At 62.2% G+C, this 16,653-nt stretch carries 13 protein-coding genes; 11 read left to right on the forward strand and 2 right to left on the reverse strand.

Annotated features, from left to right (window positions below; genetic code table 11):
- Positions 1-201: 201 nt before the first annotated feature.
- The 9 genes from uidB to J2Y68_RS21450 all read left to right on the forward strand — a co-directional run bounded on the left by uidB (position 202) and on the right by J2Y68_RS21450 (position 12,599).
- Positions 202-1,623, forward strand: a complete 1,422-nt coding sequence (gene uidB / locus J2Y68_RS21410; RefSeq protein ID WP_309996833.1) for a glucuronide transporter — start codon at positions 202-204, stop codon at positions 1,621-1,623.
- Positions 1,624-1,756: 133 nt separating this feature from the next.
- A complete protein-coding gene (manD, locus tag J2Y68_RS21415; RefSeq protein ID WP_235521359.1) occupies positions 1,757-2,986 on the forward strand; it encodes a D-mannonate dehydratase ManD in 1,230 nt (409 codons plus the stop codon).
- Positions 2,976-5,240 carry a gluconokinase, GntK/IdnK-type gene (locus J2Y68_RS21420; protein ID WP_309996837.1) on the forward strand — a complete coding sequence of 755 codons (2,265 nt, stop codon included), beginning with the start codon at positions 2,976-2,978 and terminating at the stop codon, positions 5,238-5,240. The genes manD and J2Y68_RS21420 overlap by 11 nt, the downstream gene beginning before the upstream one ends.
- Positions 5,241-5,574: 334 nt before the next feature.
- On the forward strand, positions 5,575-6,723 hold the full coding sequence (chvE, locus tag J2Y68_RS21425) for a multiple monosaccharide ABC transporter substrate-binding protein (protein ID WP_309996840.1): 1,149 nt from the start codon (positions 5,575-5,577) through the stop codon (positions 6,721-6,723).
- Positions 6,724-6,830: 107 nt separating this feature from the next.
- Positions 6,831-8,360: a multiple monosaccharide ABC transporter ATP-binding protein gene (mmsA, locus tag J2Y68_RS21430; RefSeq protein WP_211713805.1), complete on the forward strand. Its 1,530-nt coding sequence runs from the start codon at positions 6,831-6,833 to the stop codon at positions 8,358-8,360.
- Between the two features lie 5 nt (positions 8,361-8,365).
- Positions 8,366-9,649 (forward strand): multiple monosaccharide ABC transporter permease, encoded by a 1,284-nt coding sequence (gene mmsB, locus J2Y68_RS21435; protein ID WP_309996845.1) that lies wholly within the window; start codon positions 8,366-8,368, stop codon positions 9,647-9,649.
- Positions 9,650-9,777: 128 nt separating this feature from the next.
- Positions 9,778-10,791, forward strand: a complete 1,014-nt coding sequence (locus tag J2Y68_RS21440; protein ID WP_309996869.1) for a LacI family DNA-binding transcriptional regulator — start codon at positions 9,778-9,780, stop codon at positions 10,789-10,791.
- A 5-nt stretch (positions 10,792-10,796) separates the two neighbouring features.
- Positions 10,797-11,369, forward strand: a complete 573-nt coding sequence (gene pyrE, locus J2Y68_RS21445; protein ID WP_309996847.1) for an orotate phosphoribosyltransferase — start codon at positions 10,797-10,799, stop codon at positions 11,367-11,369.
- 105 nt (positions 11,370-11,474) lie between these two features.
- On the forward strand, positions 11,475-12,599 hold the full coding sequence (locus tag J2Y68_RS21450; RefSeq protein ID WP_309996852.1) for a thioesterase domain-containing protein: 1,125 nt from the start codon (positions 11,475-11,477) through the stop codon (positions 12,597-12,599).
- Positions 12,600-12,602: 3 nt separating this feature from the next.
- Here the strand turns inward: J2Y68_RS21450 and J2Y68_RS21455 are convergent, their stop codons facing one another.
- Positions 12,603-13,364 (reverse strand): tyrosine-protein phosphatase, encoded by a 762-nt coding sequence (locus J2Y68_RS21455; protein ID WP_309996855.1) that lies wholly within the window; start codon positions 13,362-13,364, stop codon positions 12,603-12,605.
- A gap of 12 nt (positions 13,365-13,376) precedes the next feature.
- Entirely contained in the window at positions 13,377-14,207 is an 831-nt protein-coding gene (locus tag J2Y68_RS21460) for an HAD-IIA family hydrolase (protein ID WP_090826227.1), read from the reverse strand.
- 303 nt (positions 14,208-14,510) lie between these two features.
- Here J2Y68_RS21460 and J2Y68_RS21465 point away from each other — a divergent pair, with 303 nt between their 5' ends.
- A complete protein-coding gene (locus J2Y68_RS21465; protein ID WP_309996860.1) occupies positions 14,511-15,683 on the forward strand; it encodes a hypothetical protein in 1,173 nt (390 codons plus the stop codon).
- A gap of 41 nt (positions 15,684-15,724) precedes the next feature.
- A complete protein-coding gene (locus J2Y68_RS21470) occupies positions 15,725-16,423 on the forward strand; it encodes a TrmH family RNA methyltransferase (RefSeq protein ID WP_397335520.1) in 699 nt (232 codons plus the stop codon).
- The last annotated feature ends 230 nt before the right edge of the window (positions 16,424-16,653 follow it).

Genomic DNA, 16,653 nt, shown 5'->3' on the forward strand with positions numbered 1-16,653 from the left:
GTTGTGGAGCCCAAGGCGGGCCTCGCAACTCCGCACGCCTTGGTAAAACTTTCAAGGAAATTTGCGGCAACCGATTGCCAACGGCTTGCCAAAGTGATTAGAATTACAACAGCTGCACAAGCCGAACCCCCGATTCCGTTGGCCCTTGCCCATGTTGAGTCGACTCGGACCGCAATGACGCGAAGGGTAAAGGAGCCCGAATTGAAAAAGCTCAGCAAACTCAGCATCGCCGGCTACGGTGCAGGCGACGCCGCCAACAACCTGGCCTTCACTACCGCCACCATGTTCCTGCTCGTTTACTACACTGACGTCGCAGGAATTTCGGCTGCCGCAGCAGGCACGCTGCTCCTGGTGGTCAGGGTCTTCGACGCCTTCGCCGACGTTTTCGCTGGACGCCTGGTTGACCGTAGTTACAGTAAGAAGTTCGGCAAGTTCCGGCCCTTCATCATGTTTGGGTCCATCCCGCTCCTGCTCCTCAGCGTGGCCACGTTCTCCGTGCCCCAACTGGGCGAGACGGGGACGCTGCTCTACGCGTACGTAACCTACGCGGCGCTGGGCCTGGCGTATTCGCTGGTCAATATTCCGTACGGCTCCCTGGCCGGCGCCATGACGCAGGACCCGGGGGATCGCGCCAAGCTTGGCTCGGCCCGTGCGGTGGGCGCACTGCTGGTGGGTTCTGCGCTGGGAATCTTCGTGGCTCCGCTGATCAAGCCGGGTGCCGACCTTCAGTCAACGTTCACCACTATCACCCTGATTTTCGTGGTGGTCGGCGCTGCGCTGTACTTCTTCACGGTGCTCACGGCCAAGGAGCGCGTCCACCGCCCGGTGCCGAATGTTTCCTTCAAGCAGAGTATGGACACCCTGAAGACCAACCGTCCGCTGCTCATGCTGTGCATGAGTTCGTTCCTCTTCCTGACCGGTTACATGGCCCTGTCGTCCGTGCAGCTCTACTATCTGCGCGACGTCCTGGGCCGCTTGGATCTGTACCCGGTGCTGGCAATTGTCCAACTTGTCATGACGCTGGCAATGGCGCCGATGATGCCGAGGTTAGTCCGGAAACTGGGTAAGAAGAACGTGTACATCACCGCGGGCATCCTCTCCATGGTCGGCGGCATCATCGTCTTCTTCGCGCCCGCATTCATGACTTGGGTGGGATTCTCGGGACTGGTCATCAGCCTGATGGGTGTCATGGCCGTCAACATTGTGGTGTGGGCACTGGAAGCGGACACCGTTGAATATGGCGAGTGGAAAACGGGCGTCCGCACCGAGGGGATCACCTACGCGCTGTTCTCCTTCACGAGGAAGACCGGCCAGGCTGTTGGCGGCGCCCTCGCCGCTTATTGCCTCGCCTTCGGAGGCTACAAGTCCGGCGCGGCGCAGAGTGCCGAAGCCGTCTTGGGCATCCAGTTTGCCGCCGGTGCGCTCCCAGCCATCATGACGATTCTGGCCATTGCAGTGATGTCCAGGTACAAGCTCACGGATGTTCTGCACGCGCAGATCGTGGGGGAGATCCGGGCGCGCCGCTCGCTGGAGCAGCACGGGGAGCCGGCGGCCCATGCTTCGGATGAACCCGGCGCCGGCACTTCTGACCCTGCCCCACTGGGCAAAACGTCGAGGCTCTAAATTTATCAAAAACCAACGGCAACCGGTTGCCATTAACTGCAATCCAAACTAAAATCCTACTTAATCTCTGAAGCGCGCATCGCGTCGATGCGAGTGCAACGCTTCACCCAGCAGAATCCCGAAAGGAAAAGCTGTGAAAATCATTGCCGCTGAAGTCTTCGTGACCAGCCCGTCCCGAAACTTCGTTACCCTCCGGATCACCACCGAGGACGGAGTGACGGGCATCGGCGACGCCACCCTCAATGGCCGCGAACTCGCCGTCGCCGCGTACCTCAAAGAACACGTAGCGCAGCTGCTCATCGGCAAGGATCCGCACCGGATCGAGGACACCTGGCAGTTCCTCTACCGCAGCTCCTACTGGCGCCGGGGCCCGGTCACCATGGCGGCCATTGCCGCCGTCGACATGGCGTTGTGGGACATCAAGGGCAAGTTGGCCGGGATGCCGGTCTACCAGCTGCTGGGCGGCGCATCGCGCAACGGGCTCCGTGCCTACGGCCACGCCTCCGGGGCGGACATCCCGTCGCTGTTTGATTCCGTTCGTGAGCACCTGGAACTGGGCTACAAGTCCATCCGCATCCAGACCGCCATTCCCGGCATCAAGGCCGTGTACGGTGTTGCCGCGCAGGCCCAGGCCTCAGGCGAACGTTACGACTACGAGCCCGCCGGACGAGGCGCGTTCCCGCAGGAAGAAGACTGGGACACCCGCGCTTACCTCCGCCACCTGCCCACCGTGTTCGAAGCCGTACGCAATGAGTTCGGCCCTGAAATCCCGCTGCTGCACGACGGCCACCACCGCATGACTCCCATCCAGGCGGCCAAGCTCGGCAAGGCGCTGGAACCATACGACCTCTTCTGGCTGGAGGATTGCACTCCGGCTGAAAACCAGGAAGCCTTGCGCCTGGTCCGCCAGCACACCACCACGCCACTGGCTATCGGCGAAATCTTCAACACCGTGTACGACTACCAGACCATCATCAAGGAACAGCTGATCGACTACGTCCGCGCCGCCTCCACCCACTTCGGCGGAATCTCCCCGCTGAAGAAGGTCATGGACTTCGCTGCCCAATACCAGATCAAGTCCGGCTTCCACGGCCCCACGGACATCTCCCCGGTGGGCTTCGCCGCCCAGTTGCATGTTGGCCTGGCCATCCACAACTACGGCATCCAGGAATACATGCAGCACTCGGACAAGACCAACGAGGTCTTCCAGCAGTCCATGACCTTCAAGGACGGCTACCTGCACCCCGGCGACGAGCCGGGCATCGGCGTCGAGTTCAACGAGGAAGCCGCAGCGGCCTTCCCGTACCAGCAGGCCTACCTGCCCTACAACCGCCTCGTGGACGGTACGGTTCATGATTGGTAAACCGGGCTTCGGCGCTCGCCACCACATTGTGGTGATGGGAGTAGCCGGCTGTGGCAAGAGCACCATTGGTGCCGCCCTCGCCGAGCGGATCGGTGCTGAATTTCTCGACGGCGATTCCCTGCACCCCCAGGCGAACATCGACAAGATGGCTTCGGGTACTCCGCTGAACGACGACGACCGCGCACCTTGGCTGGCGGAAATCGGCAGGCGATTCCCGGCGTCGGACGTTTCTTTGATCATCGCGTGCAGCGCGCTCAAGCGTTCTTACCGGGACATCATCCGCAGCGCTGATCCGTCGGTGGTGTTCGTACACCTGCAAGGCACGCGCGACCTGCTGAACCAGCGCATGAACGCCCGACCCGGGCACTTCATGCCGGCATCTTTGCTGGACTCCCAATTGGCAACGCTCGAGCTGCTGCGGGCCGATGAAGCAGGGATTGTTGTGGACATCGCCCAACCCGTGGAGGACATGGTGGATCAGATCAACACCTGGCTGAAGGAAGGTTCCGGCCCGTTCCTGGTGGACCTCAAAGCGGCCCCGTTCAACCTTGACGATGCCGCTATGGAGTGGGTGGAGAGCACTATCGGCTCCATGACGCTGGAAGAGAAGATCGGCCAGCTGTTCATCAACCACAACAACGATTACTCCCCGGAGTACCTCGACGGCGTGCTGGAGAACTTCCATGTGGGCGGCATGCGGTACCGGCCAGGTCCGTCCTCAGCCGTTCAGGAACATATCCGCTACGCGCAATCCAAGACCCGCATCCCGCTGCTCATAGCCTCCAACCCGGAAATGGGCGGCGCGGGCAGCTGCGACGACGGCACCTTCGTGTCCACGCACCTGCAGGCGGGTTCGCACCCGGACAAGTCGATCGCGCGGCGCATGGGCCAGGTTGCCGGCGTCGAAACTGCTGCGCTAGGTTGCAATTGGGCCTTCGCGCCGATCGTGGATATCCACTACAACTGGCGGAACACCGTGATCTCGACGCGGGCGTTTGGCAACACTCCGGAGATCGTTGTGGAGCGGGCCAAGGAGTACTTCGACGGCATCAGCGAATCACCCACTACCTGCGCCATGAAGCACTTCCCGGGCGACGGCATCGATGAGCGCGACCAGCACGTGGTCACGTCCTACAACACGCTCGCCTACGACGAGTGGAACAAGACGTACGGGCACGTCTACCGCGAAATGATTGGCCACGGCGTGCAGTCCATCATGGTGGGCCACATCGGCGCGCCCGAGGTGTCCAGGCATTTCCGGCCTGGGTTGACTGACGCCGAGGTTCTGCCCGCGACGCTGGCTCCGGAGCTGCTGCAGGATCTGCTGCGCGGCGAGCTTGGATTCAACGGGCTGGTCCTCACGGACGCCTCCTTGATGGTCGGACTGACTCAGGCCATGAAGCGGCGCGATTTAGTGCCTGCAACCATCGCAGCCGGCTGCGACATGTTCCTGTTCTTCCGCAACCCCGAGGAAGACTTCCAGTACATGCTGGACGGCTACAAGTCCGGCGTGATCTCCGAGTCCCGCCTCCAGGATGCACTTCGGCGGATTCTGGGCCTGAAGGCGAGTCTGGGACTGCACCTCGCTTCCCGGGAATCGTTGGTTCCTTCCGCGGATGCCCTCTCCGTCATCGGCAGTGAAGCTCATCGTGCAGTCGCCGCCGAGGTGGCTGACAAGACCGTCACCCTGGTGAAGGACACGGCCCGCAACCTGCCCCTCACTCCCCAGACGCATCCCAGGATCCGCCTCTACGGGATTTCTGGAGGAGCCGACTTCACCCGCGCCGATCCGTTGGGCTATCTGGACACCGTCCGGGAAGAGCTTGAAGCTGCAGGCTTTGAGGTCAGCGTGTTCAAGACCGCTGAGCAGCGCGAAGCAGCGGGGGAATCCGGCATGAACTTCATGCGGGTCCTTTCCGAGGAAGCCACAGGTGACTACGCGGAGCGGTTCGACGCTGCTTTCGTGTTCGCCAACGTCAAGGGCTTTGCCCAGGAGGCGGCTATCCGCATCAAGTGGTCTTCGCCCATGGCTGCTGAAATTCCTTGGTACGCCACCGAGGTCCCCACGGTGTTCGTCTCCTTGAACCAGCCGAACCATCTGATCGACGTTCCCATGGTCAAGACCGCAATCCATGCGCACGCGGATTCGCTCGAAGCCATCCGGGCAACCATCCAGAAGATCCAGGGCAAGTCCGGGTTCCAGGGGACGTTCAACCAGAACGTCTTCTGCGATTCGTTCGACACCCGCCTCTGATTCCCTGTTCCCAGCAGGGGAGAGTTCCTCGTGCCATCACGGAGGAACGCCTGAACCCGGTACCGCCCACAAGGGGGTGCCGGGTTTTTGGCGTTCCGCGAAGAATCGGACGCTAATTGTGAACGCTAACAACGTTTCAAGTCAAGGGTTGGGTACCCAGCAGTAGCTTGCAACCATTTCGTGATCTACAGCACTTGACCGACGGTATTGTTAGCGTTCACAATGGCAGTCGCACCACCTTGAAGTGGCATGTGCCGCCCCCAAGCCCACAGGCCCACCAAAGCGTTACCGTGCCGGACGCGCAGATGCTCCGGCTGCATCAGAGTTCGCGGCAATGCTGCCGCGGAAGGAGAGCAACGTGAGATTGAAGAAACTCCTGGGCGCCGTAGCGGTTGTCCTCACCTTGACCGTGGGAGCCACGGGCTGCGGCAGCCGTGGAGGCGGTGCCGAATCCAGCAGCACCGCGAAACCCGCCGATTCGCTGGTGGGCATTTCGATGCCGACGCAGACGTCCGAGCGCTGGATCGCTGACGGCGCCAACGTTGAGAAGTCCTTGAAGGACCTCGGATACAAGACCGACCTTCAGTTCGCCAACGATGACATTCCCACCCAGGTTTCCCAGATCGAGAACATGCTGACGAAGGGTGCCAAGGCACTCATCATCGCCGCGATCGATGGCACCACCCTGACCGATGTCCTGGCCAAGGCCAAAGAGCAGAACGTCAAGGTCATCGCGTATGACCGCCTCATCAACGGAACACCAAACGTGGACTACTACACCACCTTCGACAACTACACCGTGGGCGTCCAGCAGGCTACGTCCCTGCTGACCGGCCTGGGTCTTGTTGACGCAAGCGGCAAGAAGGTTGAAGGCAAGGGCCCGTTCAACGTTGAGCTCTTCGCCGGCAGCCCGGATGACAACAACGCCAACTTCTTCTGGACTGGCGCCATGGACACCCTCAAGCCCTACCTGGATGCAGGCACGTTGAAGGTTCCCAGTGGCCAGACCAAGTTCGAACAGGCAGCCATCCTCCGCTGGCAGGCACCCGTAGCCCAGAAGCGAATGGAAGACATCCTCACCTCGGCGTACAGCTCGGGCACCAAGCTCAACGGTGTGCTGTCCCCGTACGACGGCCTGTCCATCGGCATCATCTCCGCACTGACCAGCACCGGCGGTTACTCCACCGGAAGCCTGCCCGTAGTAACGGGCCAGGACGCTGAGAAGGGCTCAGTGAAGTCCATCATCGCCGGTGAGCAGTACTCCACGATCTTCAAGGACACCCGCCAGCTCGGCGCACAGGCCGTGAAGATGGTTGACGCGGTCCTCAAGGGAACTGAGCCGGAAACCAACGACACCAAGACCTACAACAACAAGGTCAAGGTTGTCCCGGCTTTCCTCCTGAAGTCCGTCATCATCACCAAGGACAACTTCCAGAAGGAACTCATCGACTCGGGCTACTACAAGGAATCCGACGTCAAGTAGCACCCTGCGTGGCTCCGCCGTCCAGCAGTACGGCGGAGCCGCGCCTCCCTTAGAGCCTGTCGAGTCCTCGGCCCGGCCAAGTTTCAACCAGTCAGCGGGAATTGACGATGAACGTACCCATTCTTCAAATGCGAGGAATCACCAAGACCTTCCCCGGGGTGAAAGCCCTTCAGGACGTCACCCTGGACGTCAACAGAGGTGAAGTCCACGCCATCTGCGGTGAGAACGGAGCCGGGAAGTCCACCCTCATGAAAGTGCTGTCCGGCGTCTACGCCCACAACACTTTCGACGGCGACATCCTCTTCGAGAACGAACCCTGCGATTTCTCCAGCATCACGGACAGCGAGAAGCGCGGCATCGTGATCATCCACCAGGAACTGGCCCTGAGCCCCTACCTGTCGATCGCAGAGAACATCTACCTCGGCAACGAGTTGGCCAACAACGGCTGGGTGGACTGGCGTAAAACCAACCTGGAAGCCGCAAAGCTGCTGGCCCGGGTAGGCCTCAGCGAAAACCCGGTTACCCCCATCCAGCACATCAGCGTTGGCAAGCAGCAGCTGGTTGAAATTGCCAAGGCGCTCTCCAAAGAGGTGAAGCTCCTCATCCTGGACGAGCCCACGGCTGCCCTTAACGATGAAGACTCGGACCACCTGCTGGACCTTATCCTGCACCTCAAGGGACAGGGCGTCACCAGCATCATCATCAGCCACAAACTCAACGAAATCCGCAAGGTTGCCGACGCCGTCACCATCATCCGCGACGGCAAGTCCATCGAGACCCTGCGGCTCGACCAAGGCCAGATCACCCAGGAGCGCATCATCCGGGGAATGGTGGGCCGCGACCTCGAAAGCCTCTATCCGGAACGGACTCCCAAGATCGGTGAGGAAGTCCTCCGTATTGAAGACTGGACTGTCCAGCACCCTCAGGACCACTCCCGCATGGTGGTCAACAACGCCAACCTAAGTGTTCGTAAGGGCGAGGTTGTTGGCTTGGCGGGACTCATGGGAGCAGGCCGAACAGAACTGGCCATGAGCGTCTTCGGCCGAACCTATGGCCGCGCCGTTTCGGGCAAGGTTTACAAGTACGGCAAGGAAATCAACACTTCCACGGTGTCCGACGCCATCGATAACGGTATTGCCTACGCCACCGAGGACCGGAAGCACTACGGCCTCAACCTGATCGAGGACATCAAGCGGAACATCTCCATGGCGTCGCTGGGCAAGCTCGCCAAGCGAGGCTGGGTGGACGGCAACAAAGAAACCACGGTAGCCAACCAGTACCGGAAGAGCATGAACATCAAAGCCCCTTCCGTTGCCGCCATCACGGGCAAGCTCTCGGGCGGCAACCAGCAGAAGGTGGTGCTGAGCAAATGGATGTTCTCAGACCCGGACGTCCTGATTCTGGACGAACCCACCCGTGGCATCGACGTCGGCGCCAAGTTCGAGATCTACACGATCATTGCCGAGCTTGCAGCGGCGGGCAAAGCCGTCATTGTGATCTCATCTGAGCTTCCGGAGCTCCTGGGCATCTGCGACAGGATTTACACGCTGTCTGCAGGCCACATCACCGGCGAAGTTCCCATCGCCGAAGCCACCCAGGAAACCCTCATGCACTACATGACCAAAGAGAAGGAATAGCGAATATGTCCGCCCTACGAGAATCCCTTGGCTTCCTTACAAGCCGCCTCCGCCAGGTTGGCATCTTCGTCGCACTGATCCTCATCGTCATCCTCTTCCAGGTCCTGACCAACGGCATCCTGTTGGAACCGCAGAACGTCACCAACCTGGTAGTACAGAACAGCTACATCCTGATCCTCGCCATCGGCATGGTGATGGTCATCATTGCCGGCCACATTGACCTTTCCGTGGGGTCCATCGCCGGCTTCATCGGTGCAGTGGCGGGCGTGATGATCGTGCACTGGGGCTGGGCGTGGTGGCTTGCCATCCCGGCCTGCCTCCTGGTGGGTGCACTGGTGGGAGCATGGCAGGGTTACTGGATTGCCTACGTAGGCATCCCGGCCTTCATCGTCACCTTGGCAGGCATGCTGATTTTCCGTGGCCTGACCCTGATCACCCTGAAAAACCAGCAGATCACCCCGTTCCCCAGCGAATTGCGGGCCCTCGGCGGTGGCTTCCTCCCGGACATTTCCGGCGGCACGTCCGTCCTTGAATGGTTGACGGTCATCCTGGGTGTCGGCGGTACGGCAGCCATCCTGTTCCAGGCCCTGAAGGAACGCCGGGTGCGCCGCAAGTTCAACCTGGAAAATGAGCCGATGGCCTGGTTTGCCGTCAAGAACGGGTTCATCGCAGTGCTGATGCTCATCATCACCTTCCTGCTGGCCAGCTACCGCGGAACCCCGATCGTCCTCATTGTCCTGGCAGTCCTGGTGATCCTCTACTCGGCTCTGATGAACAACAGCATTTTCGGGCGGCACACGTACGCGATCGGTGGCAACCTGCACGCAGCCGAACTGTCCGGCATCAAAACCAAAAAGGTCACCTTCCGGCTCTTCGTCAACATGGGCGTCCTCGCCGCACTGGCCGGCCTGGTGTTCACCGCACGCCTGAACTCAGCACAACCGGCAGGCGGCACCGGCTTCGAGCTCGACTCCATCGCTGCAGCCTTCATTGGCGGGGCGGCAGTCCAGGGCGGCATCGGCACCGTGGCCGGAGCCATGATCGGCGGCCTGATCATGGGCGTCCTCAACAACGGCATGTCCATCCTTGGCCTTGGCACGGACTACCAGCAGCTCATCAAGGGCCTGGTGCTCCTGCTCGCCGTCGGTTTCGACATCTTCAACAAGAACCGGACCGGGACCGGGGGAGGCTCCGGTATGGGCCGTCGCTTCAAATGGAAGACCACACCCCCGGCCACCGAAGCTGCTCCGGCGGCCAAGGCCGAACCGGTCGGTGTCGACGCCAAATAGGCGCAGCGTCCAGGGTGGCCCGCGTTCCGTTCCGTAATCACGGAGCGAAACGCGGGCCGATCCTGCTCCTTCAACGCAGAAGCGAGGTACGGATGTCTCCGGATGCATCCCCCGGCCGGGCTCCCGTGATGGGCGACGTTGCCAGGATGGCCGGCGTCTCGCACCAAACCGTCTCCCGGGTGCTGAACAACCACCCTAACGTCAGCAGCAAGACCAAGGAACGCGTGGAATCCGCCATCGCGAACCTTGGCTACCGCCGCAACACGGCCGCACGCAGCCTGGTCACCCGACGGTCCCGGACCATCGGGGTCCTGGCCTGCGAAACGGGCCAGTTCGGGCCCGCGAATACCCTCCTCGGAGTGGAGCAGGCCGGCAGGGAAGCGGGCTACTTTGTGAGCATCGCCAATCTCCGGGAGGTGACCAGTGAGAGCATCAACGACGCCATCGCACACTTCCGCAACCAATCCGTGGACGGCATAGTCATCCTGGTTCCGCACCCCGATGTCCTCGCGGTCATGCGGGACGTTTCGGTGCCCGTTCCAATTGTGGCGGCCGGCTCCGGGGCCGGAACCCAGCTGGCTGGTGCTTCCCTCGATCAGCGCATGGGCGCCCGCCTCGCCGTTGAGCACCTGATCGGGCTGGGGCATCGTCGTATTGCGCACATATCCGGACCGCCGCACTGGATCGACGCCGCCGAACGCATCAAGGGATGGCAGGAAGCCCTTGGGAGCGCCGGCCTGGACGCCGCTGTGCTTCTCCAGGGCGGATGGGACGCTGCTTCGGGCTACCGAGCAGGCGTGGCCCTCGTGGAACACCGTACCGTCACTGCCGTGTTCGTCGCCAACGACCAAATGGCTGTGGGTGTCCTCCGTGCAGTCCAGGAGGCCGGGCTTCGGGTACCCGGCGATATCAGCGTAGTGGGCTACGACGACCAGCCAGAGGCGGAGTTCTTCATACCACCGCTAACCACCGTCAAGCAGGACTTTGAAGAACTCGGCAGACGATGCATGGAGGCTGTGCTGGAACAGCTCGGCGGCGAAAGCGGCAGCGAAGCGCAAATCGTCAGCCCCCGGCTGGTGGTCCGTTCCACAACAGCTGCCCCGGGCCCCGACGTCGACCTGGCTCCGTCCCCACTAAACTAGGACCCATGACTTCCACGCCTGACACTGCCGCTGCCCGTGCCCGCCTTCTTGAACTCATCAAAGAGCTGGCGGTTGTCCGCGGCAAAGTGATCCTTTCCAGCGGAAAGGAAGCCGACTACTACATCGACCTGCGCCGCATCACGCTCCACCACGAAGCGTCCAAACTGGTGGGACAGGTCATGCTGGCGATGATTGACGACGCCGGCGTTTCAGTTGAGTGCGCTGGCGGTCTCACCATGGGGGCCGACCCCGTCGGTACCGCCGTCATGCACGCGGCCGCAGACGCCGGCCGTGCCGTGGACGCCTTCGTTGTCCGCAAGGCACAGAAGTCCTACGGCATGGGTCGCCAGGTTGAAGGACCCTCGGTGGAGGGACGCAACATTGTTGTCCTCGAAGACACGTCAACCACGGGCGGGTCCGCGCTGACCGCCGTCGAGGGTGTCCGGAAAGCCGGCGGCAACGTCGTGGCCGTCGCAGTGATTGTAGACCGCAACACCGGCGCCAAGGAGAAAATCGAAGCCGAAACCGGCGTGCCGTACCTCTTCGCTTTTGGCAAGGACGAGCTGGGCCTCGACTAAAGAGTTTCTGTGCACCCGATGCCCTGACAGGGGCATCTTAAGGGCATTGGCTGTACATAATCCACGGGGCTGCGAGGCGGTGCCCGCGAAGCCTATGCTTGCTGCGTGGACGTTCAAGTAGGGAAGCTCCCGGCGCCACCGGAGGTGAATGAAGACCTCCCGACGCCGGTGGCTCCGCAGCCGGCGAAAATCGAGGATCCGGGCTCCTGGGCCCGGATCCTGCCTTACGCTGCCAGGCTAAAGAAGACGTCCCGCCGGAACTTCCTTGTGACGGCCGGGGTATCGGCCGCACTGGCCGGGGACATGCTCTTCACCCGGCATGTGCAGGCAGAACGGAGGGCCACCAAGATCCTGCGCGTGCCCGACTCCTACTCGGACCTGTATTTCCCGAAGGCCAGCTGGATCCTGTTCCCTGGGTACAAGACCAGCTGGGAAGAGGCCCAATGGATCCTCAACTCGCTCCGCCCCGCACTGCACCAGCGCGGACGGCTCGCGGCGATCGGATATTCCAACCTGGGACTGGACGTGGACGAGATCGTCCGCGAACTCATCCTCCATGTCCGCGAGCTCGGGCTGGAGAAGCTGTACTTCTACGGACACAGTTTCGGCGGCATGCTCGCAACCCAGGTTGCCGCCCGGCTGCTGGAGCTCCACGGCGTGGAAACACAGCTGATCGTCCTGGACTCGAGCCCCTTCAGCCGTGCCGACGTGCTGGACCAGAGTTGGTTCGACGGTGTGGTGTTTCTTTACGAGAACGGTTTCCGCATTCCATCGGTCCTGCGTGGCGGCTACGAACTGGGGGAGCGGGTGGCTCATAAGGACGAACGGACCTGGCGGCAGATCCTGGACCAAACCATGGAACAGTTGTCCCCGATCGCGCCGTCCAGCGTTCTTATCCAGACGGAGTCGGCCTATATTTACCACTTTGACGGGCTGCGGTTCGCGGGCAAGATCGGTGGAGCCCGGATGGCTTTCCTGGGCAACTCCGACGACGGCACCGTGAATTACGAGTCGGCGCGCGCTGGCTGGAGCAAAGTGTTCGGAGCCAACATGGCACTGCCCACGCTCAGCACCGAGGGTGCGCGGCCCGCGCATGCCAGCCCGCAATGGAACGGCGGCCTCTACCGGCCGTTGCTGGAGAAAGTCCAGAACGAACTTGAGCCGCTGCCTCCTGAACCCGAGATACCGTCCTACAAGGAACCGAATGGCAAAGTCATCAGGCCTGCCTAGCCATTAATGGCCGTTCCGGAGCGCTTGGACCTCGTCGGCGGTGAGGCCGGCGTGCTGCAGGAAACCGCGGACATCCCCGAACTCGTGAGTGAAGCCGGCCAGGAAGTGCCTCATCGCTGCCTCCGGACTTTGCAGGATCATGAGGTCAGGGCTGAAATAGCTGGCAGGTGTTGAGGGCACACTCAGGCGCCACGTTTCAGCCATGACCTCCAGGACCGTGGGCAGGTTGGCGGTGGTTGCCGTGTAGTCTTCCACCACTTGGTCCTCGGTGCCGCCGGTTGCCAGGAGGCCAATGGCGGACACCACTCCCGTCCTGTCCTTACCCAACGAGCAATGCACCAGGGTGCGCTTGCCGCGGGCGACGGGCCGCAACGCGTCGGCTACCCACTCCGGTCGCAACCGGACCCAGCCCAGGTACAGTTCACCGAGGTCCTCGGCCGTTTCAACAGCCTGCAGCGACCCGGCCACGGTATTCGGGTCCAGCGGATTGTTGATGAGCTCGACGTCGGGCGGCACGACGGCGGCAAGCCTACCGCCGTCGTCGGGCCCGGCCACGTCCGGCGACTCGATGCTGCCCGAAGCAGTTCCGACATCACCCACGAGCCATGGGACCAAAGAACGCTCAAGCTCGCTCCGCAGGTCCACGATGGTTTGGATGCCGTGCGCCGCAAGGAAACCCGACGTTGCAGCGGCATCCAAACCGAATGGCTGGCTCCCCCTGAGTATCCGGCCACCGGCCAAGGGACGCAGATTGAGCACAGCCATGGTTCTATCCTTCTAGATTTGGCTCTTGAGGTCGGCCACGGAGTTCAGGATCTGGTTGGGCCGGAACGGGAAGGACACTATTTCTTCCCGCTGCGTGATGCCGCTAAGCACCAGGACCGTGTGAAGGCCCGCTTCCATGCCCGCAACAATGTCTGTGTCCATGCGGTCACCGATCATTGCGGTGGTCTCGGAGTGCGCATCGATCTGGTTCATTGCCGAGCGGAACATCATGGGGTTGGGCTTGCCCACGATGTACGGCTCGCGGCCCGTGGCCTTGGTGATCATGGCCGCGATGGCCCCGGTCGCCGGCATGGGCCCGTCCTTGGAGGGCCCCGTGGCGTCCGGGTTGGTGGCGATGAAGCGGGCACCGGCCAGGATGTGGCGGACGGCCATGGTGATCGCTTCGAAGGAGTACGTGCGCGTTTCGCCGAGCACCACGAAGTCGGGGTCGGTGTCCGTGAGGATGAACCCGGCTTCGTGCAGTGCGGTAGTGAGTCCGGCTTCGCCAATCGTGTAGGCGCGGTTGCCCGAATCCGAGGACTGGACCTGGTCCTTGAGGAACTGCGCAGTGGCCAGCGCTGACGTCCAGATGTTCTCTTCCGGGACTTCCAGGCCGGAAGCGCGGAGGCGGGCTGCGAGGTCGCGCGGGGTGAAGATGGAGTTGTTGGTCAGCACCAGGAAGCGCTTGGAGGTGTCGACCCAGCGCTGGATGAGCTCGGCCGCGCCGGGGATCGCCTGGTTTTCATGTACCAGGACGCCGTCCATGTCCGTGAGCCAACATTCGATCTCGTGACCGTTTCGGTAAACCGACGTGGACGTGTGGGGCGTGGATTCTTCTGCCATATTTGCCTCCGACTGGGGTTGTTCATGCACTGCGTCCCAGTCTTCCATCATTCCGGCAGACAGACATCCCGGGATGCCGCCTATGTGGATAGTTCTACCCATGTGGATAACGGCTGTGACTTGTGCTGTGTTGCTGGGACTGAACTACGCTTGGGTGCGGCGCATGCATGCTGCCACCGTGGGTCGGGGGATCGACACAGTGGATCCAGAAGCCGCCCGTGCTACAGCAGGTCCCCTTTTTCCTGATTGTCCATCGGTTTCCCAGACCAAACCGATGTCCCACAGCATCTGAAAGGGCCAGCCATGAGCAACGACAACGGGGCACCCCAGCCTCCCTACAACCCGGAAGGCGTGCCACAGCCACGCTATGGATCCGGTCAGGAACCTTATCGCCAGTACCAGCCGGGACAGCAATACCAACCCGGCCAGGCGCAGGAGGGCCAAACCGAGGCCTTCCCAACACAGCCAGCACCCACCCAGGCTTTCCCCGCGCAGCCCAACCAGCCCGGCTACCCCGGCGGACCCGCGCAGCCCGGCTACCCCGGCGGACCCGCGCAGCCCGGCTACCCCGGCGGACCCGCGCAGCCCGGCTACCCCGGCGGACCCGGCCAGAACCCGGGCGACCACAACAAGAAGTCCCTGTTCCTCATCCTGGGCGGCGTGGCAGTCGTCGTGATTGTTGCCCTGGTGGTGGCGTTCACTTGGCTGATTCCCTCCATGACCAAGCCGGTCGCGGAAAACACCCCGGCTCCCTCCGTGACCTCATCCGACGAGGCCTCAGAAGCAGCGGCCGAGCCGTCCGCGGAAAGCGAACCGTCCAGCGACCCGTCCGCGTCCACCGACATGCCCGCCGACGCCATTCCGTTGCCTGCAGTATGGGAAGGGTTCGCCGGCCCCACGAACGTTCCGGCCGACGGCGACCCGCTCTTCAGCAAGTGGGTAACGGGCGAATCGTCCTTCCAGTACCTTGCGGAATGGACACACGACGAGTCGTTCGGCATTACCAAGGATCCGACCACCGGCGAGGAAATCCAGAAGAAGGCCCAAGGGACGGTTGAGGCCGACGGCGACGGAATCGCGCTCGCCTACGCTTTCTTCGCTGAGTCCGAAGAGGGCAAGTTCGGCAAGGATCCTGCAGAGATCAAGAAGGCCATCCAGGACATCGAAGCCCGTTACAAGGGCATGACCGCTACCGAACTTCCCCAGAACCTGGTGGGCCACAAGTGCGCCTCGGACTTCAAGACCAGCATGCCGGAAGTACGCGAGTTCCGCCGTGGTGCCGCAGTTGTCATCGGTTTCACCTGCAGCAACGCACGTGGCGAAGCGATCCAGGCCGTGAACCTGTTCTCCGTGACGCCGTGGGGTACCCCGCAGATGCTCGGGGTCAGCGGACACAAGGAATACTGGGATGCCCACCCGGGCCTCTTTGAGCAGTTGGCCAACTCCTACCGCATCAACAAGTGGAAGATGGGCTAGGTCCGGCCGAACGGGAGCATGGGCAGGGCTAAAGTTGAGGGGTGACTGACCTTCCCCCCAACGCTGCCCTGCCCGCCCCTGCCGAGGTCCCAATCGGGACAACATCTGATGGCGAGGCAGAAGCGAAACCCGAGGTCGGCGTCGGGCCCTGGGAAGGCGAGTTGCCCGAAGGTGAGCACTGGGACCCGGACCTGTTGAGGGACGGTGACCGCCGCAATGTTGTGGACCAGTACCGGTACTGGAAGCACGAGGCCATCGTGGCGGACCTCGACTCCAAGCGCCACGACTTCCACATCGCCATTGAGAATTGGCAGCACGACCTCAACATCGGCACAGTGGTGCGGACCGCCAACGCGTTCCTCGCCAAGGAGGTCCACATCATTGGACGACGGCGGTGGAACCGTCGTGGGGCCATGGTCACCGATCGCTACCAGCACGTCCGCCATCACCCCACGGTTGAGGACTTTGTCCAGTGGGCTGAGGGGGAGGGGCTGGCGGTCATCGGCGTCGACATCTTCCCGGATTCCGTGCCGCTGGAAACCTACGACCTCCCAAGGAAGTGCGTCCTGGTGTTCGGACAGGAAGGCCCCGGCCTCACACCCGAGGTGCACGACGCCGCCGTCGCAACGCTGTCCATTGAGCAGTTTGGGTCCACACGTTCCATGAACGCGGCGTCGGCCGCGGCGATCGCCATGCACGCCTGGGTCCGCCGGCACGTGTTCCAGCAGCCGGTGTCCTGACCAACTCGGCGGAAGTGTTAAGAGCCTCAGTGACCCGAAACACGGGGCCCCGGCGGATATCGCTAGGATGGGTGCTAGCCGTAAGCGGTCTACTCCAGGGTTACCAACCCACAGACGAATTCAGCATAGGAGTCACCATGCCCATTGCAACCCCAGAGATTTACTCCGAGATGATCGATCGTGCGAAGGCTGGCGGTTTCGCTTTCCCCGCGGTGAATGTGACGTCGTCG

The organism is Paenarthrobacter nitroguajacolicus (assembly GCF_031455195.1).
GTDB lineage: Bacteria > Actinomycetota > Actinomycetes > Actinomycetales > Micrococcaceae > Arthrobacter > Arthrobacter nitroguajacolicus_D.